Source organism: Clostridium sp. ZS2-4 (assembly GCF_026719745.1).
Lineage (GTDB): Bacteria > Bacillota > Clostridia > Clostridiales > Clostridiaceae > Clostridium_H.
Window position 1 is genome coordinate 65,948 of sequence record NZ_JAPPRQ010000011.1, and the last position, 22,840, is coordinate 88,787.

The 22,840-nt window shown below is 29.0% G+C and carries 23 protein-coding genes; 21 read left to right on the forward strand and 2 right to left on the reverse strand.

The window, feature by feature from the left end:
* The 12 genes from OIO11_RS01455 (at position 1) to spoVAE (ending at position 10,722) form a co-directional block, all read left to right on the forward strand.
* On the forward strand, positions 1 to 738 hold the full coding sequence (locus OIO11_RS01455; protein WP_268069556.1) for a WecB/TagA/CpsF family glycosyltransferase: 738 nt from the start codon (positions 1 to 3) through the stop codon (positions 736 to 738).
* Between the two features lie 48 nt (positions 739 to 786).
* Complete coding sequence (locus tag OIO11_RS01460) at positions 787 to 1,902, forward strand: glycosyltransferase (protein ID WP_268069557.1); 1,116 nt, start codon at positions 787 to 789, stop codon at positions 1,900 to 1,902.
* A 3-nt stretch (positions 1,903 to 1,905) separates the two neighbouring features.
* A complete protein-coding gene (murJ, locus tag OIO11_RS01465; RefSeq protein ID WP_268069558.1) occupies positions 1,906 to 3,465 on the forward strand; it encodes a murein biosynthesis integral membrane protein MurJ in 1,560 nt (519 codons plus the stop codon).
* Positions 3,466 to 3,503: 38 nt separating this feature from the next.
* Positions 3,504 to 4,073, forward strand: coding sequence for a nitroreductase family protein (locus OIO11_RS01470; protein WP_268069559.1), 570 nt, complete (start codon positions 3,504 to 3,506; stop codon positions 4,071 to 4,073).
* 362 nt (positions 4,074 to 4,435) lie between these two features.
* Positions 4,436 to 5,074: a cyclodeaminase/cyclohydrolase family protein gene (locus tag OIO11_RS01475; RefSeq protein WP_268069560.1), complete on the forward strand. Its 639-nt coding sequence runs from the start codon at positions 4,436 to 4,438 to the stop codon at positions 5,072 to 5,074.
* 76 nt (positions 5,075 to 5,150) lie between these two features.
* Complete coding sequence (locus OIO11_RS01480) at positions 5,151 to 6,911, forward strand: Eco57I restriction-modification methylase domain-containing protein (RefSeq protein ID WP_268069561.1); 1,761 nt, start codon at positions 5,151 to 5,153, stop codon at positions 6,909 to 6,911.
* Positions 6,912 to 7,149: 238 nt separating this feature from the next.
* Positions 7,150 to 7,485: an anti-sigma F factor antagonist gene (spoIIAA, locus tag OIO11_RS01485; protein ID WP_268069562.1), complete on the forward strand. Its 336-nt coding sequence runs from the start codon at positions 7,150 to 7,152 to the stop codon at positions 7,483 to 7,485.
* 15 nt (positions 7,486 to 7,500) lie between these two features.
* A complete protein-coding gene (gene spoIIAB / locus OIO11_RS01490) occupies positions 7,501 to 7,929 on the forward strand; it encodes an anti-sigma F factor (RefSeq protein WP_268069563.1) in 429 nt (142 codons plus the stop codon).
* Positions 7,930 to 7,984: 55 nt separating this feature from the next.
* Positions 7,985 to 8,740 (forward strand): RNA polymerase sporulation sigma factor SigF, encoded by a 756-nt coding sequence (gene sigF, locus OIO11_RS01495; RefSeq protein ID WP_268069564.1) that lies wholly within the window; start codon positions 7,985 to 7,987, stop codon positions 8,738 to 8,740.
* A gap of 138 nt (positions 8,741 to 8,878) precedes the next feature.
* Positions 8,879 to 9,331 (forward strand): stage V sporulation protein AC, encoded by a 453-nt coding sequence (spoVAC, locus tag OIO11_RS01500; RefSeq protein ID WP_268069565.1) that lies wholly within the window; start codon positions 8,879 to 8,881, stop codon positions 9,329 to 9,331.
* 16 nt (positions 9,332 to 9,347) lie between these two features.
* Positions 9,348 to 10,373 (forward strand): stage V sporulation protein AD, encoded by a 1,026-nt coding sequence (gene spoVAD / locus OIO11_RS01505; RefSeq protein WP_268069566.1) that lies wholly within the window; start codon positions 9,348 to 9,350, stop codon positions 10,371 to 10,373.
* Positions 10,366 to 10,722 (forward strand): stage V sporulation protein AE, encoded by a 357-nt coding sequence (gene spoVAE / locus OIO11_RS01510; RefSeq protein ID WP_268069567.1) that lies wholly within the window; start codon positions 10,366 to 10,368, stop codon positions 10,720 to 10,722. Before spoVAD ends, spoVAE begins: the two co-directional genes overlap by 8 nt.
* A 53-nt stretch (positions 10,723 to 10,775) precedes the next feature.
* On the opposite strand, the gene OIO11_RS01515 is transcribed toward spoVAE, so the two are convergent.
* Both OIO11_RS01515 and hpt read right to left on the reverse strand, forming a co-directional pair.
* The gene (locus tag OIO11_RS01515) at positions 10,776 to 13,364 is read right to left on the reverse strand and encodes a transglycosylase domain-containing protein (RefSeq protein ID WP_268069569.1); all 2,589 of its coding nucleotides are present in this window, start codon (positions 13,362 to 13,364) and stop codon (positions 10,776 to 10,778) included.
* 223 nt (positions 13,365 to 13,587) lie between these two features.
* On the reverse strand, positions 13,588 to 14,115 hold the full coding sequence (gene hpt / locus OIO11_RS01520; RefSeq protein ID WP_268069570.1) for a hypoxanthine phosphoribosyltransferase: 528 nt from the start codon (positions 14,113 to 14,115) through the stop codon (positions 13,588 to 13,590).
* Positions 14,116 to 14,251: 136 nt separating this feature from the next.
* Between hpt and hflX the strand changes: the two genes are divergently transcribed.
* From hflX to OIO11_RS01565, 9 genes are all read left to right on the forward strand, one after another.
* Positions 14,252 to 16,039, forward strand: a complete 1,788-nt coding sequence (gene hflX / locus OIO11_RS01525; RefSeq protein ID WP_268069571.1) for a GTPase HflX — start codon at positions 14,252 to 14,254, stop codon at positions 16,037 to 16,039.
* A gap of 199 nt (positions 16,040 to 16,238) precedes the next feature.
* Positions 16,239 to 16,457, forward strand: coding sequence for a hypothetical protein (locus OIO11_RS01530; RefSeq protein ID WP_268069572.1), 219 nt, complete (start codon positions 16,239 to 16,241; stop codon positions 16,455 to 16,457).
* 73 nt (positions 16,458 to 16,530) lie between these two features.
* Positions 16,531 to 17,427 (forward strand): nucleotidyltransferase domain-containing protein, encoded by an 897-nt coding sequence (locus OIO11_RS01535; RefSeq protein ID WP_268069573.1) that lies wholly within the window; start codon positions 16,531 to 16,533, stop codon positions 17,425 to 17,427.
* 74 nt (positions 17,428 to 17,501) lie between these two features.
* Complete coding sequence (gene pdxR / locus OIO11_RS01540; protein ID WP_268069574.1) at positions 17,502 to 18,905, forward strand: MocR-like pyridoxine biosynthesis transcription factor PdxR; 1,404 nt, start codon at positions 17,502 to 17,504, stop codon at positions 18,903 to 18,905.
* Positions 18,906 to 18,918: 13 nt separating this feature from the next.
* Positions 18,919 to 19,572: a HEAT repeat domain-containing protein gene (locus tag OIO11_RS01545; protein WP_268069575.1), complete on the forward strand. Its 654-nt coding sequence runs from the start codon at positions 18,919 to 18,921 to the stop codon at positions 19,570 to 19,572.
* Position 19,573: 1 nt separating this feature from the next.
* Positions 19,574 to 20,224, forward strand: coding sequence for a YigZ family protein (locus tag OIO11_RS01550; protein ID WP_268069576.1), 651 nt, complete (start codon positions 19,574 to 19,576; stop codon positions 20,222 to 20,224).
* 338 nt (positions 20,225 to 20,562) lie between these two features.
* On the forward strand, positions 20,563 to 21,303 hold the full coding sequence (locus OIO11_RS01555) for a YebC/PmpR family DNA-binding transcriptional regulator (protein WP_268069577.1): 741 nt from the start codon (positions 20,563 to 20,565) through the stop codon (positions 21,301 to 21,303).
* A gap of 356 nt (positions 21,304 to 21,659) precedes the next feature.
* Positions 21,660 to 22,061 carry a hypothetical protein gene (locus tag OIO11_RS01560; protein ID WP_268069578.1) on the forward strand — a complete coding sequence of 134 codons (402 nt, stop codon included), beginning with the start codon at positions 21,660 to 21,662 and terminating at the stop codon, positions 22,059 to 22,061.
* 111 nt (positions 22,062 to 22,172) lie between these two features.
* Positions 22,173 to 22,724, forward strand: a complete 552-nt coding sequence (locus OIO11_RS01565; RefSeq protein ID WP_268069579.1) for a hypothetical protein — start codon at positions 22,173 to 22,175, stop codon at positions 22,722 to 22,724.
* The last annotated feature ends 116 nt before the right edge of the window (positions 22,725 to 22,840 follow it).

Here is a 22,840-nt window from a genome sequence, read left to right on the forward strand (position 1 = left end):
ATGTTTACAAAAATTTTAGATTACAAAGTATTTAGTGGAACTAAAAAGGAGTTGTTGGATTATATACAAGGATTTCAAAAGGTAAATATTATTTCGGGTAATCCAGAAATTCTGTTTGCTGGTATGGAAAATAATTTTCTAAACCAAGTATATAATGATAAGAATTCTGTAATAATTCCTGATGGTATAGGAACAGTAATTGCATCAAAAATTATAAAAAATCCTGTTAAAGAGAAAATTGCTGGTATAGAGGTTATGGAAGGAATTATAAAATCCTGTGAAAAAGAAAATAAAAAAATATATTTAATAGGTGCTAAAGAGGAAGTATTGAATGAATGTATTATTAATTTGTTAGCGGAATTCCCAAAGCTTAAGATTATTGGAGCTCATAATGGGTATTTTGATTTGAAAAATTGTCAGGACATTGTAGATGATATTAAAAACAAAGAACCATATGCCTTGTTTGTGGCAATGGGATGTCCTAGACAAGAAACATTTATTGCCAGATATATGGAGCTGCTTCCGTGCAAAATCTTCATGGGAGTAGGAGGAAGCTTTGACGTTTTTGCAGGAAAAGTAAGTAGAGCTCCACAGTGGATGATAAAGCTAGGAATTGAATGGTTGTATAGAGTAGTAAAAGAACCATGGAGAATTAAGCGATTAATTTCTATACCTAAATTTTTATTAAGAGTAATATTTAATGGAAATAAATATGTAAATAAAAAGATGAGCGGTTAAAGCTCTTCTTTTTTATATTTATCTTAAGCAAGAAAGGATGAGGAGTAGATGAATGTTCTACATATCATAACAGGAAATGATAATGGTGGTGGTGGAGCACATGTATTGAATATTTGCAAGTATTCAAAGGATTTTAATAATATTCTTGGATGTGTGGGAGAGGGATATTTATATAATAAAGCCATAAAAGAAAAAGTTAATGCTGTACTTTTTGAAAATAAAGTTAATAATAAAAAGGTTATTGAATATATAAACAAAAATGACATAGATATTGTCAATTTCCATGGAGCAAAAGCTTTTCTTATGCATAGAGTTATAAAAGGAAAAATCAAAGCTTTCACTTTGGCTAGTGTACATAGCGATTACAGATATGACTTTTTGAACAATAAAATTAAACATATTTTATATACTCCACTTAGTAAATATGGACTTAAATCCTTTGATTATTATATGTGTATATCAAATTATATTAAAGAGGTACTAGAAGAAAATAATCTATCAGGTGAAAAGTGTGTTGTAAACAATGGAATTAATAAAGAGAGTATTAAAATTATCAAAACAAAAGAAGAAATAAGAAGTGAGTATAATATACCTAAGAACAGTTTTGTTTTTACAAGTGTGGCCAGATTGCATCCCGTAAAAAATCATAATGGATTAATTAGTGCATTTAGCAAATTAAGAAATGAATTTAATGATATAAAGCTCATTCTAGTAGGAGATGGAGAGCTTAAAGAAGAGCTTAAGAAAAAAGTGTCAGATTTAAAATTAGAGAAGGATGTAATCTTTACAGGATTTGTTGAAAATCCTATAGATATTGTTAATGCCAGTGATATGAGTATCCTTACTTCTTTCAATGAAGGAGGTTCTCCACCTATGGTTATACTGGAAAGTGGTTTAGTTAGAGTACCTGCAATTTCTTCAAAGGTAGGAGATATTGAAAAAAATTTTACAGATAAAATGGTGTTTATAATCGATAATAATTATGAACAAGAAATTTATGAAAAAATGAAAGAAGCTTATTTAAAAAAAGATATCCTTAAAATAATGGGAAGTGAGCTTTATAAAGAAGTAACAAAAAAATACGTGATGGAAAAATTTTGCAATACGTATTATTCATTTTATAAGAAAATAATTGAAAACAATAGTTTAAATAGTGGAGAGTAAAATATGCAAAATAAAAAGATAATAAAAAGTTCATTTATAATAATTATTTTAATTATTTTAGGTAAAGTTATGGCTTTTATCAGAGAGGCACTGATTGCTTCAAACTTTGGAGCTACTTATATCACCGATATATATATGTTTTCTTTGGGAATTGTGATGCTGCTTACAACTGTAGGATATGGACTTACTACAACCCTTATACCAATTCATACAGAAAATATTGAAAATAAAACTCAACAGGAGAAAAATATTTTTGTAAGTAATCTCTTAAATACTGCAGGCATAATTACCATACTGTTTGTGACAGCAGGAATAATAATTGCTCCATATATTATTTACATATTTGCTCCAGGATTTAGAGAAAATCCAGAGATATTTAATAGTTTAGTATATATTCTAAGGATAATGTTTATATCATTATTTTTCGTGTGTATACAAAGCATAGTTACAGGTGTTCTACAAGCGCATAAGGAGTTTTATGCTCCAGCAGCTATGGCTTTTGTTTCAAATATAATATTTGTCATATATCTAGTTTTCTTAAGTAACAAATTTGGAATGAATGGTTTTGCCATAGCCACTGTTATGGGCTTTGCAGCTCAATTTTTAATAAATGTGCCTAAATTTAAAGCTTTAGGATATAAATATGTTTTTATTGTAAATTTTAAAGATAAAAACATTATTAGATTGGTAAGATTAATGATTCCAGTTATAATAAGCACATCCATAATTCAAATAAATCTATTTATAAGCAGATATTTTGCTACAAATGTTTATGAAGGTGCCGTTTCAGCTTTGGATTTTTCAAATAAGCTGAATATGTTAATATATGAAGTATTTGCAGTTGCAATATCTATGGTGGTTTATCCAACTCTTTCTACCTATGCTGCAAAGAAAAATAGTAAAGAATATAAGAATGCACTGTTAAAAGCAATAAATGTTATACTTTTGATAATGGTGCCAGCAAGTATTGGGGTTTTAGCGTTAAGAGAGCCTATTGTAAGCGTAATTTTTGGAAGAGGAGCTTTTGATGAAAAGGCAGTAAGATTAACAGCAGATGCATTGATGTTTTATACTCCAGCTATGATAGCATATGGAGTTAGAGATATACTTTTTAAAGCTTTTTATTCGCTGCAGGATACAAAGATTCCTATGTTAAGCAGTTTTTTAGGAATATTCATAAATATAATTTTAAGCTTAATACTTGTAAGTAGCATGAAAGTAGCAGGATTAACTTTAGCTTCAGCTGCTTCAGCGTTAGTTACTACTTTAATATTAATTCTTATATTAAATAACAAGCTCAATGGGATAGATTTAAAGTGTCTTACTAAAGTATTTGCAAAAATTACAGTTTCATCTTTAATAATGGGAGGTATTATAATTAAAATTAGAAATATTTGTTTTTCAAAAATAGGTGCCAGTTTTGAAGGAAATATTATAACAATTATATCATCCTTTATTGTTGGAGTATTTATCTATTTTGTGTGCATTCATATTTTAAAAGTGGAAGAATATATGTACATTGTAGAGCTAGTTAAGAAAAGCGTAAGAAAGAATAAAAGTTAATTTATATGAGCATACTATTACGGAAGGAGTGTGATAGTATGCAATTTTACGATGTAATTGAAAATAGAAAAAGCATAAAAAAATTTAAAACTGATGCTTTAGATAAAGATAAGATAAATAGAATGATAAATGCAGCCATGATGTCTCCATCATGGAAAAACCAAACTTCTTACAAATTTATACTTGTAGATGATGATAACATAAAACAAAAAATTTCAGATTCTATAATAAATAAAACAAATGAAGCAGCCCAATCAGTCATGGATGCTCCTATGACAGCTGTTATAGTTGCTGAGCCAAATATGTCAGGTGATGTAGAAGGTAAAGAATATTATCTTGTAGATGGTGCAATTGCAATGGAACACTTTGTCCTAGCTGCTACCGAAGAAGGCTATGGAACTTGCTGGATAGCTTCTTTTAATGAAAGAAAAATAAAAGAGGCACTTTCTATACCTGATCAATTTAGAATAGTAGCATTAACACCAATTGGAATAAGTGCAGCAGAAAAACCGCATAATCCTCCAAAAGACAGTAAAGATTATGTTTTCTTAAACAAATGGGACAGAGCGTTTAGTGAGATGGATACTCAAATTTTAATACGCCACTAAAGAATGTTGTTAGGCAACATTCTTTAGTCCCCAGTCGCCAATCACCAATCCCCAGAGTAAAGAAAAAAGATAAAAGCAATTAAGAACAATTAGATAAAATAATTTAAAATAGACTTAAAGATAGATTATATCTACTTCAAGTCTATTTTGCTTTATTTTAATTTTAGTTTTGCATTAGCAAAACGTCATTGTCTGGGGACTGGAGATTGGCGACTGGTTACTAGAATAAAATTGATTCACAATTTTATTCTAGTGTTCATCAGTAGTAAAATAGAAATTTTTAGTTTAATATATATGTACCTTTGTTTTTGAAAATATGGTAATATAAATTTAAAGTTTACATAAAGAAAGGGGAAAAAACATTGCAAAAGAACTTAATGATAAAAGACTATATAGAAAAACTATCTTCAAAAGAGCCAATACCAGGAGGCGGAAGCGCAGCTGCTTTAGCAGGAGCTGTATCTTCAGCATTAACTGCTATGGTTTTTAATTTAACAATCGGTAAAAAAGTCTATGAAGAATATAATGAGGAAGAAAAGGTATTAATTAATACATCTTTAAAAAAGATTGAAGAGTGTAATATTGAGCTTATGAATTTTATGGATAAGGATGGAGAGGCTTTTTTAAGTCTTATGACAGCTTTTAGATTACCTAAGGAGTCACAGGAAGAAAAAATAAAGAGAAATGAGAAGATACAATTAGGATATGAAAATGCTTTGAACATTCCTTTAAATTTAGCTAAGAAGTGTATTGAAATTTACGAATATGTTTTAGTTGCTGCCGAATATGGAAATAAAAATGTTATTTCAGATGCTGGTGTAGCTGCAATTCTGCTACAAGGAGCAGTAGAAAGTGCTGTATTAAATGTTAAAATAAATTTGAATGGAATTAAAGATGAGGATTATAAGAAAAATATAGAGGTTCAGTGTAACAAAATTACAGAAGAAGCATTGTTGAAGAAAGAAGAAATTATGAAAATGGTAAATTCTAAAATTAGTTAAGGGCTATTGTTGTTTGTTATAGTGAACTATGATATACTTTACTTTATGCCATTATACTAACTTTGGAGAGATAAAAATGCTTAACAATTTTTTAGAAAAGATTGATGAATTATATAATATAATAAATGCACCAATAGATGACATATTTAAAATAATGGCTTTGAAAAAATATAAGAAAATATTTAGTATGGATAAGGAAAAGTTTTCCGATTTATATATAAAGTATTTGGAAAAGGATAAGGGAAAAGTGTCAGGAATAGTATATACCCCTTATGAGATGGCTGATTACATAGCTAAAAATACAATAAAGTCTGAAGACATAATAGAAAATCCTTATATAAAGATTTTAGATCCTTCCTGTGGATGCGGAAATATTTTACTTGCTTGTTTCATGTACTTAAAACAGGTGTATGAGATTAACTTAGAAGATATAAATACTAAAAATAACTTAAAGCTTTCAAAGTCAGAAATAATCAAACATATTATTGATAATAATATATTTGGATTTGATCTAGATAGCAATGCATTGAGAATATTAGCAATAGATTTATATGATAGTGCACATTATTTTAATAGGGATAATTTAATAAATAAAGATTTTCTTATGGACGAAAATGTAATAAAATATGACGTTATTATTGGAAATCCTCCGTACATTGGACATAAAGCTATTAATAAGGAATACAGCAAAGAATTAAAGAAAAAATATAAGAGTATCTATAAAGACAAAGGAGATATTTTTTATTGCTTTTTTCAGAGTGCCTTAAATATCCTAAATAAAAAAGGTAAACTTGCATTTATAACTTCCAGATATTTTATTGAAGCTCCAAGTGGAGAAGAACTTAGAAAAATATTAAAGGAAGTATGTTCATTATATAAGATTGTAGATTTTTATGGAATTAGACCTTTTAAAAAGGTAGGAATAGATCCTGTAATAATATTTTTGATTAATGAACAAGAAGTAAATGATAGTATTGAAATAATAAAGCCTATTCAAAATTTACCAAGAAATAAAGAAAAATTTTATAATTCTCTTTTTCTTTCAAGAGGAAATGATTATAAACAATTTTTTATAAATAAAAATCTGTTAAATAATAAGGGCTGGATATTAAGAGATGAGAAAGAAAGAAATATAATATCTAAAATTGAAAAAAAAAGTTTTACTCATTTATCAAATATTTGTGAAAGCTATCAAGGTATAATTACAGGATGTGATAGAGCTTTTATAGTTGATGATAAGACTATGGAAGAGTATAATTTAGAAAAGGACATAATTAAACCTTGGATAAAAAGCAGTTATATAGATAAAAACTGTATTAAAAAACACAACAAATATTTAATATATTCTGATTGCATAGAAATGGAAGAAGAGTATCCTAATGCAATAAAGCATATTGAAAAACAAAAGGCTAAGCTTTTACAAAGAAGAGAGTGTAAGCGAGGCGTAAGAAAATGGTATGAACTTCAATGGGGACGAAGAAGAGAAATATTCGAAATGGAAAAAATAATTTTTCCATATAAATCAAGCAATAATAGATTTATTTTAGATAAAGGTAAATACTTTAGTGCGGATGTATACTGCCTTGTCTTGAAAGAAAATGTGCCCTTTACTTATACATATTTAATTTCATTATTAAATAGTAAGGTATACCAATATTATTTTCAAACTTTTGCCAAAAAGCTAGGAGACAATATTTATGAGTATTACCCTAATAATTTAATGAGACTTTGTATACCTACAATGGGTAATCAAGAAGAATTTGATGATGACAATCTCAATAGTTTTTTTCAGTTTAATCAAGAAGAAATAGGTATTATAGAAGAATACATTAAGTAAAAATAATATAAGAGTGAGAAAGAAGTTAAAAAAATTGAATAAAAAAGAAGATGAAAGTAAGTCTAAAACATTAGGAATGGGTTAGACTTACTTAATTTTTTATATGTATAAAAAGAATAATTTTGGGGTAAAATAAAATTGTTATAAATAAAACAATTAACAAAAGAAGGAAATTAATCAATATTATAGAATAAATATATTGTTACATACTTTTTAATACATATATGGGAGGGATAAAATGAATATTAGTTTTGAAAATAAAGGTGATAAATTAATAGTTTATATGTTAGGAGAATTAGATCATCATAGTGCAGAAGAAGTGAGAAACAAGGTTGATGATAGATTGGAGAGAGAAAATTACAGTAAACTTATTATGGATTTTTCAGGAGTTACATTTATGGACAGCTCAGGGATAGGAGTAGTAATTGGAAGATATAAAAAAATAGCAGCAAAAAAAGGTAAGATATATGTTACTAAAGTAAATGGAAGTGTTAAACGAGTATTTGAATTATCAGGGATGTTTAAAATTATTCCTTTATACGATAGTATTGAACAAGCACTAGAGAATATGTAATAGGGGGAACATAAAATGTATGATAACAAAATGAAAATAGAGTTTTTGAGTAAATCAGAAAATGAAAGTTTTGCTAGAGTAGCAGTAGCGTCATTTATTTCACAATTAGACCCTACAATTGAGGAAATTGCTGATGTAAAAACTGCTATATCAGAAGCTGTTACTAATTCTATAATTCATGGCTATGAAAATAAAGAGGGAATAGTAACCATAGAGGCTGCAATATGTGAAAATGAAGTTACATTAATAGTAAAAGATGAAGGAATTGGTATTGATAATATAGAGAAGGCTATGCAGCCTTTATATACGTCAAGACCAGATTTGGAAAGATCAGGTATGGGCTTTACGGTTATGGAAACTTTTATGGATATGTTAGAAGTCACATCAGAAGAAAAATATGGAACTAAGGTGGTAATGAAGAAAAAATTTAAATCATTAGGTTAAGATAAACAGGTTTTTTGGAAAGGAGGAAAAACCTTGCAGATGGTTTGTGAATATTATGAATGAAGATAGGGCTAAAAAAAATAATGACAAGTTTCAAAAAAATTCATATTTGATAGAAAAGGCAAAAGAAGGAGATAAATTTGCTTTAGACAAACTTGTTGAACTAAATTTGCCTCTTGTTTCGTCTATAAGTAAAAAATTTATGAATAGAGGTTATGAATACGATGATATTTTCCAAATAGGATGTATAGGTCTAGTGAAGGCTATAAATAATTTCGAAGCAAAATATAATGTGCAATTTTCTACTTATGCAGTTCCTATGATTATGGGAGAAATAAAAAGATTTTTAAGAGATGATGGAATAATAAAAGTAAGTAGAAGTATAAAGTATAATGCTAGAAAATTACATTATGATAAAGAAAAACTTACAAATAAGTTAAATAGAGAACCATCTATTCAAGAATTGGCAGAGTTCTCAGGAATGACTACTGAAGAAATTTTATTGTCTACTGAGGCTGTAAATGATCCTAAATATTTATATGATACAATTCATCAGGATGATGGTTCTCCAATTTATTTAATTGATAAGGTAAGTGGAAATAAAGATGAAAATAAGGATATGATTGATAAATTAGCTTTAAAAGAAGCTTTAAGTAAATTGGATACTAGATCAAGGCAGATAATCGTTCTTAGATATTTTAAAGATGTAACACAGGTGGAGGTTGCAAAAATGCTTGGGATAAGCCAAGTACAGGTATCTAGAATAGAAAAAAAAGTTTTGAAAACCATGAGAGAAAAGTTGAGTGTATAGGATTTAGTCAGATTTATATAAGATTATTGACATATGTGTTTTGTCAATAGTCTTTTTTTGAATAAAAAATACTAAGAATTGCAAATAATAAATATATGACAATTTCATAATAAAATATTTATGATAGAAGGTAGGAAGATGAATAAAAAGGAAAAACAAATTAAACAAAAATTTGAAAATTTGTCTCAACAAGAAGCACCTAAATCAAAGTTAGTTAGAGACTGTATAAGAGCTTTTATAGTTGGAGGCATTATTTGCGATATTGGGCAGGCGTTTAATAATTTTTATATTAATTTAGGCTTTTCTAAACAAGAGGCAGGTACTTATGTAGCTATAACAATGATATTCATAGGAGCACTGTTAACGGGAATAGGAATTTATGATAAAATTGGTGACTTTGCGGGAGCTGGCTCTGTAGTTCCAATAACAGGTTTTGCAAATTCAATAGTATCTCCTGCAATAGAATTTAAAAAAGAAGGATTTGTATTTGGAGTAGGAGTAAAGATGTTTACCATAGCTGGTCCTGTATTGGTGTATGGAATTGGTTCTTCAATCATTGTAGGAATTATATATTATTTTATTACTTTATAGTAAGGGTGATGTTATTATGTCAAAAAGAATAGGTAAGCAAACAATTAAGCTTGATAGTAAGCCGAAAATAATTGCAACTACAAGTATTGTGGGACCAAAGGAAGGAGATGGTCCATTAAAAGAGTATTTTGATATTGTTTTACAGGATGATTTAGATGGAAAAGATAGTTTTGAAAAAGCAGAAAGCAGTATTATGTATAAGGCCATAGAAGAAACTATAAAAAAAGCTAAATTAACAGAACAGGACATAAATTACCTGGTAGCAGGAGATTTATTAAATCAACTTTCAGCATCAAATTTTGCTGCTAGAGATATGGATATACCTTTTTTAGGGCTTTATGGAGCATGCTCTACTATGGCAGAATCGCTAAGTATTGCATCTATCCTTATTGATGGGGGATATGCAAACTATGCAATAGCAGCTACATCATCTCATTTTTCATCAGCAGAAAGGCAATTTAGAGTTCCACTGGAAATGGGCAGCCAAAGAACACCAACATCACAATGGACAGTTACGGGGTCTGGGGCTATGCTTTTAGCTAAAGAAGGAAACTTTCCATATACTACATATGTAACAATAGGAAAAATAAAGGATTATGGAAAGACTGATACAAATGATATGGGATCTGCTATGGCTCCAGCAGCAGTTGATACAATAAAACAGCATCTTAAGGATACAGGAAGAACTCCAAATGACTATGATTTAATTGCAACTGGGGATTTAGGAAGCTTTGGAAAAAAAATAACTGAAGAATTATTAAAAGAGTATGGTTATGACATAGCTAACAAGTATATTGATTGCGGTGATGAAATATTTGATCACAAGAGACAAAAAACCAATTGTGGTGGAAGTGGCTGCGGTTGCTCAGCCGTAGTTGGCTGTGGATATATATATAAAAATATACTGTGTGGAAAGCTAAAAAAAATCTTACTTGTTTCTACAGGAGCATTAATGAGTCCTACCACATCCCTTCAGGGCGAAAGCATACCAGGAATTGCTCATGCTGTATCTATAGAGTTTGGAGGGAATAAGAATGAATGATTATATTATGAGTTTTTTAGTCGGTGGAACCATATGTCTTATTGCTCAAATACTTATGGACAGGACAAAACTTACACCAGGAAGAATTTTAGTACTTTTTGTTACTATTGGAGTAATTCTTGGAGCTTTGAGTATTTATGATCCAATTGTTGAATATGGGAAAGCTGGTGCCACGGTACCTTTAACAGGCTTTGGATTTAATCTAGCCAAAGCGGTTATGAAAGAAGTAGATGAGACCGGATTTTTAGGGGCTTTCACAGGAGGAATAAAAGGTGCTGCAGGAGGAATAAGTGGAGCTATATTTTTTGGATATATTATGGCATTAATATTCAATTCCAAGACAAAATAAAAGGATTAAAGGAATTTGTATTGAATTCCTTTAATCCTTTTCGTATACATTTTCTAATTAGTGGTTTTCTTTTTGGGTGAAGATTGATTTTGATTGTTAGGTGTAATAGTAGTAGTATTGTCAGTATTACTATTATTGGTATCTTCATTTTCATTTTCATTAGGTTCAGAAGTACCTGAATTGTCACTACCATCAGGTGGTACCGGAGTTGTATCACCATCTTCTATATTTTCATTATCCTCTGTAGGATTTTCATCAGGTACAGATGGTACAGGAATAGTAGTATCATCAAGGGCTTTTGGTAATACATATTCTTGATCTTCCAAATCAACATCAGGAGTATAATCTCTTCTCAGAAATACTCTAGATTGAATTAAGTTTGCTGGAGTAGATGCTGTGGCTAATTTCCCATTGTTTATATTAATATTAGTTTGAACATGTATATTATCATAGGTTGTAGGTACAGTACCATCTATAAATAATTCTGTATATACCATACTTCCTCTAGGATCCTTATAAGATAATTCGGTAGGAAGAAGACCAGATACCCTATCTACTGCAGCACTTGTAATTCCAGAAGGTGCAGCAATATCCTTAGAAGGTAAGTTTTTAACAGCTTCATTCATTATTTTCCCAAATATATAAGCTGCATCACTACTGTATATTTTTTGATCGTTTTTATTACCAATCCAAACCGCCCCTGAATAATATGAAGTAAGTCCACAGAACCAAAGGTTTTTAAAATTTGTTGTTGAACCTGTTTTACCAGCTAAGGTAATATCACTCTTATAACTTGAATTTGCTCTATAGGCAGTACCACCTCTCACTGGTTCTTTTAACAAATCATACATAATATATGCTGCTTGTGGAGATAAAACCTTGTTAGTATGAATCTTAGTTTCAAGTATAACTTTTCCAGTTTTATCTTCTACTTTAGTATAGAGTCTAGGGTTAGTATACAGACCATTATTGCCGAATACCCCATAAGCATTTGCCATAGTGTAAGTATTTGTACCATGATTTAATTCACCTAATGCTAAGGCTGCAATACTATTCTTATCTACGTCATTTAAAGTTAAACCAAATTTTTCACCATAAGCTGCACCATTTTCAAGACCAATTTTATCTTCCATTTTTATTGCATAAATATTTACAGAATTTTTTATACCATTTCTCATATTCAAATAACCAGAATATTTATTTGGAGCATTTTTAGGATTCCATGGCCTACCACCGTTATATTTTTTACCCATTTCATATGGTAAAGGAGAATCTTCCAATACTGTAGCAGCTGTAGCAATTTTGGTGTCAATTGCAGGTCCATAGACTGTTAAAGGCTTTATACTGGAACCAGCAGGAACACGTGCATCATATGCTTTATTATAAGACATAGCAGGTTGCTTACCACGGCCACCAACCAAAACTTTTACCTCACCAGTATGATAGTCAACTAATACAGCAGAAGCTTGAGGCTGTATTATGCCTTTTTTATCTTTATTTGAAGATACTCTTAAATTGTTGTCATCATCAATTATGTCTTGAGTAGCTATCTGTAAAGCTTTATCCATGGTGCTGTGGATTTTTAAATGTCCATTAGCTAACAAGTTGTCAATCTCATCATCGCTATAGTGATATTTTTCTTTTAAATCTTTTTTCACTTCACTGACAACTGGTCTGGAAAACCATTCAAAATTGTATCTATCGTTATTTGAGGTAGCTTTACCAAGAACACTTTTACCTAATGTAGCTACTTTCTCATCTTTAGTTATGCTTTCTTTTGGTATACCTATCTCTGATATTGCTGCTTTATATTGAATGGTTGTTATGTACCCATTATCCTTCATTTTGGTAAGTACAGCTTTTGTTCTATTCTTATATTTAGATGGGTCCTTCATTGAAGTTCGTGAATATGGATAATATACTGAAGGACTTTGTGGTAATCCAGCTATAAAAGCACATTGAATCAAGGTTAAATCTTTTGCATTAATATGAAAATATTGCTGTGCGGCAGCTTCAACCCCAATAGCTCTTCCACCTAAATATATGGTGTTTAAATAAGCTTCTAGTACAGCCGGTTTACCTATCAAATTTTCAAGTTTAGGAGCTAGATATATTTCTTGAACTTTTCTTCTGATTTTTCGTTGAAGTATTGATTTTGAATCAAGATTTTTAGTATCTGTATCAAAAATAGTATTTTTAAGTAATTGTTGAGTGATTGTTGACGCACCTTGTAGTTGTTTCTTACCTGTTAAAACATTTTTAACATCAATAAGAAAAACACCTATAATTCTTTTAGGATCTATTCCTTTATGTTCAAAAAATCTTTCATCTTCAATACTGACAAAAGCATTAATTAAGTCTTTTGGCATATCTTTATATTTTATTACAGTTTTTTTCTTATCAGTGAGTATAGTATCTATAGAAGCACCTTTATCATCATATATTACTGAGGCTTGATTTAAAGACTTAATTTGATTTATATCTAATTCTGGAGCAGTCTTAATCATTGCAAGAGCTAAGCCAGCCGCAGCAACTGTAAAGAACAGAAATAGTGTTAATATAGTTATTAATATAATTTTAAGAGCTTTGAACTTTTTTTTCTTCTTTTTATTCTTAGTTCGGTTCTCTTTATTGTCAATCATTTATAATCCTCCTTATCAGTAGTCTTATGCAATTCTAATATTATAGCATATAATGAAATTATACACTATTTTTTTAGTTTTGATAACTATTTAATAGAAAGGGCTAATTTTCTATCATTCCTTAGCTTGATAGTATTGCAATAAAAATACTAAATAGTTAAAAAGATAAAAAAAATTACTATGCCATAGGCATAGTAATTTTCAGAAGTATTATAATGTAAGGCTATTTTTCTTGCCAATTAAATACATAAGGTATATTTCGGTAGAAATCTCCATAATTCAGACCATACCCAACTACAAATACATCAGGAATTTCAAAGCAGCAGTAATCAGGAACTACATCTACTTTTCGTCTTTCAGGCTTATCTAATAGTACGCAGCATTTAACATCTTTTGCACCAAGAGATTTTACATGTTCCATTACAAATTTCATTGTTATACCTGTATCAACTATATCATCTACTACAAGTACATCCAAACCTTCGATATCATCAGGAATATCATTTACTATTTTTACATTACCAGATGAACTTTCATTATGACCGTAACTTGAAGTAGTCATAAATCCGATTTGAGTTGGAACAGTAATATGCCTAACTAAATCAGCGGTATATATAAAGCTTCCTCTAAGCAATGAAAGAACATACAGATTTTTACCTTCATAATCAGATGATAATCTTTCACCTAATTCAGATATTCTTTTTTGTATTTGTTCTTCGGTTATAAGAATATTTCTTTTTTTGTTTTCCATTGTAATCCTCCAAACTATAGATATTTACAATATCGTTTTTATAGTATAAAATTATATGAAAGTTGTCAAGCAAAAGCGTATATAAACTTTGAAATTTGTAAAATTTATAAAGGAAACATAGAAATGAGGTGCCTATATGATATTAGGAAATACTGATGGAATAAGAAAAACAGTTATTAAGAGATTGGAAGAAATTTATAATTGTAAAATAGATAAAGATAACGTTTTTGATGAGGGATTATTAGAAATAATATGTGAAATTACACAGGATATAAATAAGGAAATAAGTGTTGCTATTGATAGAAAAGGCAATATACAAAATATTTCAATAGGTGATAGTACCACAGTTGAAATGCCTGCTATTGATGTAAAGGAAAAGAAATTATCTGGAATTAGAATAGTACATACTCATCCAAATGGAAACTCTATGCTCTCAAACATGGATGTATCGGCCTTAATTAAGATGAAGCTTGATGCTATGATGGCTGTAGGGGTAAAAGATGGAAAATGTACAGATATAACTATTGGATTTTGTGGTATACAGGATGATAAATTAGTTGCTGAAGTATTTGGTCCTTTAAGTGTTGAAGAAACTTCAAAAATAAATATTTTAGAAGTTATTAACAGAGCTGAGGAGAATATAAAACTTAATAATATTGAGGAAGATAATAGAGAAAAAGCAATTTTAGTTGGAATTGAAAATGAGGAGAGTTTAGAAGAATTAGAAGAATTAGCAAGAGCTTGCGAAGTAATTACAGTGGATAAGGTACTTCAAAAAAGAAATAAAATAGATACAGCATTTTTTATAGGTGAAGGAAAAGCTAATGAAATCGGAATGCTAAGGCAGACTTGTAATGCAAACGTAATTATTTTTGATGATGAATTGTCAGCATCACAAATTAGAAATTTAGAAAACTTTATAGGAGCAAAAGTAATAGATAGAACTACCTTAATACTTGAGATATTTGCAAGAAGAGCCAGAAGTAGGGAGGCAAAGATACAGGTAGAGCTTGCACAACTAAAATACAGGCTTCCAAGACTTTCTGGTATGGGTGCAGTGCTATCAAGAACTGGTGGTGGAATAGGAACAAGAGGACCTGGAGAAAAGAAGCTTGAAATGGACAAAAGACATATTAGAGAGAATATATATGATTTAGTTCAGGAATTAAAAAAAATAAAAAAGACAAGAGAGATTCAAAGAGAAAAAAGAAGTAGAGAAAATATACCCAAAGTTTCATTAGTAGGTTATACAAATGCAGGAAAATCAACCTTAAGAAATAAATTGTGTGAAATGGCATCGCCTAAAGAGGTAGGATGTAAGGAAAATGTTTTTGAAGCTGATATGCTTTTTGCAACTCTGGATGTAACTACAAGAGCACTAGTTTTACCAGATAACAGATTAATTACCCTAACAGATACTGTAGGATTTGTTAGAAAACTTCCTCATGATTTGGTGGAAGCTTTCAAATCAACATTAGAGGAAGTTATAAACTCTGAACTGCTATTGCACGTAGTAGATGCTTCTTCTGATACGGCTGATAAGCAAATAGAAGCAGTAAATAATGTTTTAGATGAGTTGGGAGCAGGGGATAAACCGCTGATTTTAGTACTAAATAAAGTAGATAAGGCAGATGAGCTTGGAATAAAGCAATTAAAGGAAAAATATAATAATATGGACAGTATTGAGATTTCTGCAAAAGAAGAAATTAATTTAGACTTGTTCATGGATAAAATATCTAAAAGTCTTCCTAATCAATTAAAAAAAGTAGAATACTTAATACCATATACTGACCAAAGTTCAGTAGCATTGCTTCATAGAGGTGGAAAGGTATTGGAAGAAGAGTATAAGGAAGATGGAACATATGTTGTAGCTATGGTTGATGAGGAAATTTATAACAGGTGCAGACAATATATGTGTAAATAATCAACAATAACGACAGGATATTAGAGATAAGGTTAAAATAAAAAATTTAAAGAGGTAAATGAAATTGTAATTTATATAAACAAAAGTGTATATAAATTACAATTTTTATTATTAAGATTTTTATAACAGATTATGTGTGTATTTTTATTAAGTAAGGATAATAATAATTTTAGAATTTTATTCATTTGAGGTGGTTATTATGAAAATATGTCCTATTTGTAATGAAATACATGATATAAAGTTAAATTGTAGAAGCTGCAGTGGCAGTATGGTGGATAAAGGCAGAGAACAAGAATATTTGGATGATTACAGTGCAGATGACCCTATAAAAGATTATGATGATTATTGTATTCATATATTTAAATGCCAAAGTTGTGGTTCTGTGGAAAAAAGACTTGTAAAAAAGATAATAGTTTGATTAATAAATATTATAAAAGTTGTATTAATATAAGAAAATGCTTATAATAAAATAATAATAAGGGGGAGTTATCGTGGTTAATACTATTCAAAAATATCAAGGGGCATTTAATTCTGTAATAGAAAGATTAAAGCAAAATGATTCAGTTCTTGCTGTGATGGTATTCGGAAGTATCATTACAGGAGATTTATGGGAAGAATCAGATATAGATTTATTTGTGATTACAAGTGATAATATTAATGGTATGAGAAATATCTATACTGAAGAAAAAGAGGTTCCTGTACATATTAAGCTTATGAGTAAAGAACGATTACTGGATCTTCACAAAGAAGACTTAATTGGAGGATTTATCCATAGAGTATTTGTGTCTTCAAGATTAGTTTTTTCTAAAGATGAAGAGGTTACGGCAAAGTATGATATGGGTAGGTATTATCCAGATATTGATAGAGAGAAATGGAATATGGTTTATATTTCTAATCTTTTAAAAAATATAAGTATATGTAAAAAATATTTAAATGGTAGTAATATTCTTATTGCTTATAGCGAGGCTATAAAATGTATTGAGGATTTTTCAAAGTTATATATTAATTCCTCAGGGTACATGATAAGTAAAGATGTAATAACTATGGCAATGAATTTAAATGATAATCTAAAAGAACTTGTGGAACAACTATTTTATGATAAGGATAATATGGAACAAACTATAGAAAATATAATAAATTTTTTACAAGAGAATATTGACCAAAATTTAAAGAAATATACTAATTTATTAATAGATTATATGGAAAAAAAAGATTGTTTTTTAAGTTCACAAGATATTAAGAAAGATGAAGTTTTTAAAAATTTCAAAATTGATTTTGAAATTTTATTAAATAAATTATGGGAAAAGAAAATATTAAAAAGGGAAACTAGAGATTATAAAGATTATTCTAAAAAAACTTTATTCAAAGAAAAGGTATATTTTATTTAAATACATGGCGTACTATTTTACAATATTGGAAATAGTATGCCAAATTTATTGCTAAAAATTTATAGGGTGATGATATGGAGAAATATTATTTAGTTTTTAAAGATGAACTTCCAAAGTACTTGCAGATAGTAAAGCATATTGAAAAGCTTATAAATTCAAAAAAAGTAAAAGAAGGAGAAAGATTGCCTTCTATAAGAGCTCTGTCAAAATTACTGGGAGTAAATACTGTAACGATAGTTACTGCCTATAAGATGCTTCAACAAAAGGGATATGCTGTTCAAAAAATGGGAAGTGGAACTTTTGCAAAAGGAAAAGAAGAAAATAGAAATTTTTTAAAGGAATACTCAAGTATTTATAAAAAAGTAAGTGGAGGATTTTTAAAAGATTATATTGATTTCACTGGTGAAACAACCTGTAGTGAGTTCTTTCCTATTGATACATTTAAGAGTGTATTAAATAAAGTTTTAGATAGAGATGGTGCTGATGCATTTAAGTATCAAAGTGCATTAGGGTACGAAGGATTGCGTGACAGTATAAATACATATTTTTGGGATAAAAGTATAGATAGCGAAAATATAATAATAGTTTCAGGCGCTCAGCAGGGTATAGACATTGTATCAAAAGCACTTATAAATGTTAATGATAACATTGTTGTTGAAAAGCCTACTTATAGTGGAGCATTAAATGTTTTTAAGTGGAGAAGAGCTAACATTTTTGAAGTAGATATGCTTAAGGATGGAGTAGATATTTCTGCGTTCAGAAAAATACTAAAAAAGAATAAAATAAATTGTTTTTATGTTATGAGTTATTTCCAAAATCCAACAGGCAGTACATATAGTATAGAGAAAAAAAGAGAAATTTTGAATTTAGCGGAAGAATATGATTTTTATATTCTTGAAGATGATTATTTATCAGAGTTGATTTTTGATGAAAATATGAAGTATGAAAGCTTTAAAAGTTTGGATATAAACGATAGAGTAATATATGTAAAAAGTTTTTCAAAGATATTTTTACCAGGTATTCGAATGGGATATTTAATTCCACCTCACAAATTTAGTGAGCGGATACAAAATTCAAAAATAAATACTGATAGAACTACTTCAAGTCTTATGCAAAGAGCGTTGGATTTATATATTAAAGAGGGTTATTGGAAAAGTCATATAAAAAATTTAAATGAAGCTTATAGAAATAAATATATTCATATGGAAAAAACTATTAGAGATATCATAGGGGATAAAGTTCAATTTAATAGTCCAAGAGGAGGACTGCATTTTTATATAAAAATAAGTGATGAAATAGATATGAATTGTATAGAACTTTTCAACAAATGCAAAAGAGAGCAAGTTATTATTACCCCTGGGGTACTTTTTTACAAGAATCATGTTGATGGAGAAAGATACTTTAGATTAGGATTTTCTCAAACAAGTATTGAGGAGATACAAAAAGGAATAGAAACTATAGGTAAATTACTAAAATAAAAGGGGAAAGAATATGAAAAAGGGACTTGTTTGCTTTGATTGGAATGACATAGAAAAGTATACTGAAGAAGAAATTACATACTTTTTATTTGTGGAAGGTAAGAGTATAGACAGTATATGCAGAATAAGAAACATTGATAGAATAACAGCTCAAAATCATATTATTGAAGGTAAGATAAAATATAGATTTTTAGCTAAGAGTGAAAATTCTAAAGAGTTTTTTATGTCTATATCGAAAGCAGGAAAGCAGGATAAAATGCTGGTATTAAGTTCTCTTGATGAAGAAAATAAAAGTAAACTGATAAAATTCATAAGAAAAAATTATGCAGATATGTACCCTAAGGATAAAGAAACAGCTGTCTGGATTTTAGGAGAATTGAAGGAAACAGAAGGGATAGATATTTTAATGAAAGCTTCTGTTCATAAATTTGTAAATATAAGAAGAATGGCTGTATCAGCAATGGGAAAAATTGAAGATTCCAAGTGTGAGATTGCTTTAATACGTGCCTTGGATGATGAAAATCCACAAGTAATTATGTATGCAATAAAAGCTTTAGATAAAATTAAAAGTGCTAATGCAAAGAACAAGATAGAGCATATAAAAAATAATGCTGATAAGAAATATTTAAGAGAAGCAGCAGAAAAATTTTTAAATGGAGTGATGTGATGTGAGTTATTTTACTGTAAGAAATGAAGCTAGGGACCAATTTGAAGAGAAAAAATCTTTGTTTATTGGACATGCAAAAAGAGTATATAGTGAAGAAGAAGCTAGAGAATTTATTGATAAGATAAAAAATGAGTATAAAGAAGCAAGACATAATGTGTATGCTTATGCTATTGGAAAAAATATGGGCATTCAGCGTTACAGTGATGACGGAGAACCACAAGGAACTGGGGGAGTTCCAGCTTTAGAAGTGATAAAGAGAAAAGGTATTACGGATGTAGTTGTTGTTATAACAAGATACTTTGGAGGAATACTTCTTGGAACAGGCGGTTTAGCAAGAGCTTATTCAAAAGGGGCATCTATTGCCATAGAAAAAGCTGAAATAGTAGAAAAGGTTGAAGGTGTAGAAATACATATTACTATAGATTATGATTTGTTAGGAAAAGTTCAATATTTGTGTGGGCAAAACCAATGGCATATAGAAGATACGGAGTACACAGATAAAGTTTGCTTAAAGATACTTACACCTGTAGAAAATGCTGAAAAAGTAAAAGCAGAGATAGTAGGAGCAACTTCAGGGAAAAGTGAGTTTAAATTATATGATAAAAAATATTATTTTAAATTGGGAAATAGACTGTTTGAAGAAGAAATATAAGAACGTTGCTGCGCAACATTCTTATAGTCACCAGTTGCCAGTAACCAATCCCCAGTATAAAGAAAAAAGATAAAAGAAATTAAGAAAAGTTAAATAAAATAGATTTAAAAATAGATTATATCTACTTTTAAATCTATTTTTCTTTATTTTAGTTTTGCATTAGCAAAACATCCTTCTCTGGTGACTGGGGATTGGCCACTGGTTACTAGAATAAAATTTGAAATAAAATCGAAATTTATGATATAATATTAAATGATTCATGAAATGAATTATACAATTATGGCAAAGTATTGCATGTATGTAAATAATATATATAACTAGTTAGGGGGAAATTTTTTATGTCAGGACATTCAAAATGGCATAATATACAAGCTAAAAAAGGAAAAAATGATGCTAAAAAAGGAAAAATATTCACCAAAATAGGTAGAGAGATTATGTTAGCCGCTAGAGATGGTGGGTCTAATCCAGATACCAATGCTAAGCTAAGAGATGTTATAGCAAAGGCAAAAGCAGCAAATATGCCTAATGATACCTTAGAAAGAGCAATAAAAAAAGGTGCAGGTGAATTAGAAGGAATAAACTATGAAGAAATAGTTTATGAAGGATACGCACCAGGTGGAGTTGCAGTAATGGTAAAAATCCTTACAGATAATAGAAATAGAAGTGCTGCAAGTACTAGACATATATTTGATAAGTATGGTGGGAATTTAGGAGCAAATGGATGCGTTTCTTATATGTTCCAAAGGAAAGGTCAAATAGTAATAGAAAGAATTGAAGAAATTGATGAAGATGAATTAATGATGATAGCATTAGAAGCTGGAGCAGAAGACTTTAATGCAGAAGAAGAAGTATTTGAAATTATAACTGACCAAGCAGATTTCTCAGCTGTTCGTGAAGAACTTGAAAAGGCTGGGTATGAGTTTGTAGAAGCTGATATTACTATGATACCAGATATGATGACATCAGTAGATATGGAAACTGCACCAAAAACTCAAAAGCTGTTGGATATGCTTGAAGATGATGACGATGTTCAAAATGTTTATCACAATGCTGAGTTCCCTGAGGAATTTGAAGGATAAAAGGCTTAGGTGCTTTTGAAAATAAAAAAGTTCTTGGATGATGACATTTGTTAAATTTCTAAAGTGCAAGATTTAAGATATACGTAATTCAAAAGATATCTCATGTGAATAGATATTATATTCACATGAGATATCTTTTTGTATTGTTTAAAATATTTATTAGAAGAACAATAAGGATATTAGTTTAAATAAAAGAAAAAAGAGTAGATAGTAAAATAAATAAAAGTAACTGTATATGCTTAAAAAATTAACAAAATTTACATCCATTGAACCTTGGTTTTTATTATAAAGATGTATAAGTGAATTACGAAAATAGAATAAGGCTAAAAATTGAAGTAACTGTGGGAGGAAAAATAATGTTTTATTTTGTGCATGATATAGAAGAAAATTTAATAAATGTTAATCGTTTTTATGAAGTTTCATTTTTAGAAGAGGCAATATATAATATGTCTTTAGAAAATTTAAAAAAAGAGTACGAAAATATCAAAAAGTGGTTTATGTTTGGAAAGATGGCTAAGAATTTTCAAAATAAAGGCATTGCAGGAGAAGAATTTGATTTTTTGCTTATGGATGATGATGATGTTCCATATGATGATTTGGATTATACACATGATGTTCTGCAAAGAAGAATTAAGCAAAAAATGGACAAAGAATTTGATGATTTTGAATATAATTTAAAATTGAGATTAAGTAGAGTATGCTCTAAATTGCTCTTTGAAGTTAAGATGAAAAATATTATGCAAGAATTAAATAATTAAATGTAATTCATGTATGTAATAAAATTTGCAATGACATTATATAATTTATTATAGGAAAATATACTCTTATACATTTAGGGTATAAATATAAAAGTAAATGGATGATTGGGAATGGGGAAAAAAAAACATAATAAGAATAATGAGAATGGCACTAGTAGCAAAAATAATGATAAGAATAATGAAAAAAGTAATGACAATAATTATTACGCCAGAGAGACTTTTAATATCGAAAAACTGGCAAAACAGATTTTAGATACTGTTCCTCAAAAATTAAAACCTACGTCTTCTGATGAAAAAATTACTGAACCTGAGGAAATTAAAGAGGATAAGGTTACAGAGGGGCTTAATGAGATAAGAGCAGGGCTTCAAAATGTTAATCTTATCAGAGAGGAATTAGCAAAACTTCAATTTAATCTAGAAGAAAGAGTGTATTATGAACAAGAGGTATTTCCTCTTTTAAATGTACTTAGTATATTAAGTTTTGCTACTGAAAGATATTCTCTTGGTTCTCAAGCTTTATCAACAATACCATTAACTAAATCTAGTGACATATGTGATATTATACAGTTAGCATACCAGTCAGCAGATTTGTCAGAAGAAGTACTAAAGATATTAAGAGTAAAAATAAAAAGGTTGATAGAGATATCTAAAAATTGTAAATGATAATATTAATCATTAGATTACTAAGTGAGTTTTGTAAATAATGATTAATATTATTTTTTGTATAATTTAATGAATAGTATATGAAGACAAGAAACATTTTCTACTTGTTTTTGGAA

Excerpts from the sequence above, each read along its gene's own strand:
- OIO11_RS01515 (WP_268069569.1), bottom strand. The coding sequence starts at position 13,364 with ATGATTGACAATAAAGAGAACCGAACTAAGAATAAAAAGAAGAAAAAA.
- spoVAD (WP_268069566.1), top strand. The coding sequence starts at position 9,348 with ATGTCAAAAAGAATAGGTAAGCAAACAATTAAGCTTGATAGTAAGCCG.
- murJ (WP_268069558.1), top strand. The coding sequence starts at position 1,906 with ATGCAAAATAAAAAGATAATAAAAAGTTCATTTATAATAATTATTTTA.
- hflX (WP_268069571.1), top strand. The coding sequence starts at position 14,252 with ATGATATTAGGAAATACTGATGGAATAAGAAAAACAGTTATTAAGAGA.
- OIO11_RS01555 (WP_268069577.1), top strand. The coding sequence starts at position 20,563 with ATGTCAGGACATTCAAAATGGCATAATATACAAGCTAAAAAAGGAAAA.
- pdxR (WP_268069574.1), top strand. The coding sequence starts at position 17,502 with ATGGAGAAATATTATTTAGTTTTTAAAGATGAACTTCCAAAGTACTTG.
- OIO11_RS01470 (WP_268069559.1), top strand. The coding sequence starts at position 3,504 with ATGCAATTTTACGATGTAATTGAAAATAGAAAAAGCATAAAAAAATTT.
- OIO11_RS01530 (WP_268069572.1), top strand. The coding sequence starts at position 16,239 with ATGAAAATATGTCCTATTTGTAATGAAATACATGATATAAAGTTAAAT.
- spoVAC (WP_268069565.1), top strand. The coding sequence starts at position 8,879 with ATGAATAAAAAGGAAAAACAAATTAAACAAAAATTTGAAAATTTGTCT.
- OIO11_RS01565 (WP_268069579.1), top strand. The coding sequence starts at position 22,173 with ATGGGGAAAAAAAAACATAATAAGAATAATGAGAATGGCACTAGTAGC.
- hpt (WP_268069570.1), bottom strand. The coding sequence starts at position 14,115 with ATGGAAAACAAAAAAAGAAATATTCTTATAACCGAAGAACAAATACAA.
- spoIIAA (WP_268069562.1), top strand. The coding sequence starts at position 7,150 with ATGAATATTAGTTTTGAAAATAAAGGTGATAAATTAATAGTTTATATG.
- OIO11_RS01480 (WP_268069561.1), top strand. The coding sequence starts at position 5,151 with ATGCTTAACAATTTTTTAGAAAAGATTGATGAATTATATAATATAATA.
- OIO11_RS01460 (WP_268069557.1), top strand. The coding sequence starts at position 787 with ATGAATGTTCTACATATCATAACAGGAAATGATAATGGTGGTGGTGGA.
- OIO11_RS01560 (WP_268069578.1), top strand. The coding sequence starts at position 21,660 with ATGTTTTATTTTGTGCATGATATAGAAGAAAATTTAATAAATGTTAAT.
- spoIIAB (WP_268069563.1), top strand. The coding sequence starts at position 7,501 with ATGTATGATAACAAAATGAAAATAGAGTTTTTGAGTAAATCAGAAAAT.
- spoVAE (WP_268069567.1), top strand. The coding sequence starts at position 10,366 with ATGAATGATTATATTATGAGTTTTTTAGTCGGTGGAACCATATGTCTT.
- OIO11_RS01545 (WP_268069575.1), top strand. The coding sequence starts at position 18,919 with ATGAAAAAGGGACTTGTTTGCTTTGATTGGAATGACATAGAAAAGTAT.
- OIO11_RS01455 (WP_268069556.1), top strand. The coding sequence starts at position 1 with ATGTTTACAAAAATTTTAGATTACAAAGTATTTAGTGGAACTAAAAAG.
- sigF (WP_268069564.1), top strand. The coding sequence starts at position 7,985 with ATGAATGAAGATAGGGCTAAAAAAAATAATGACAAGTTTCAAAAAAAT.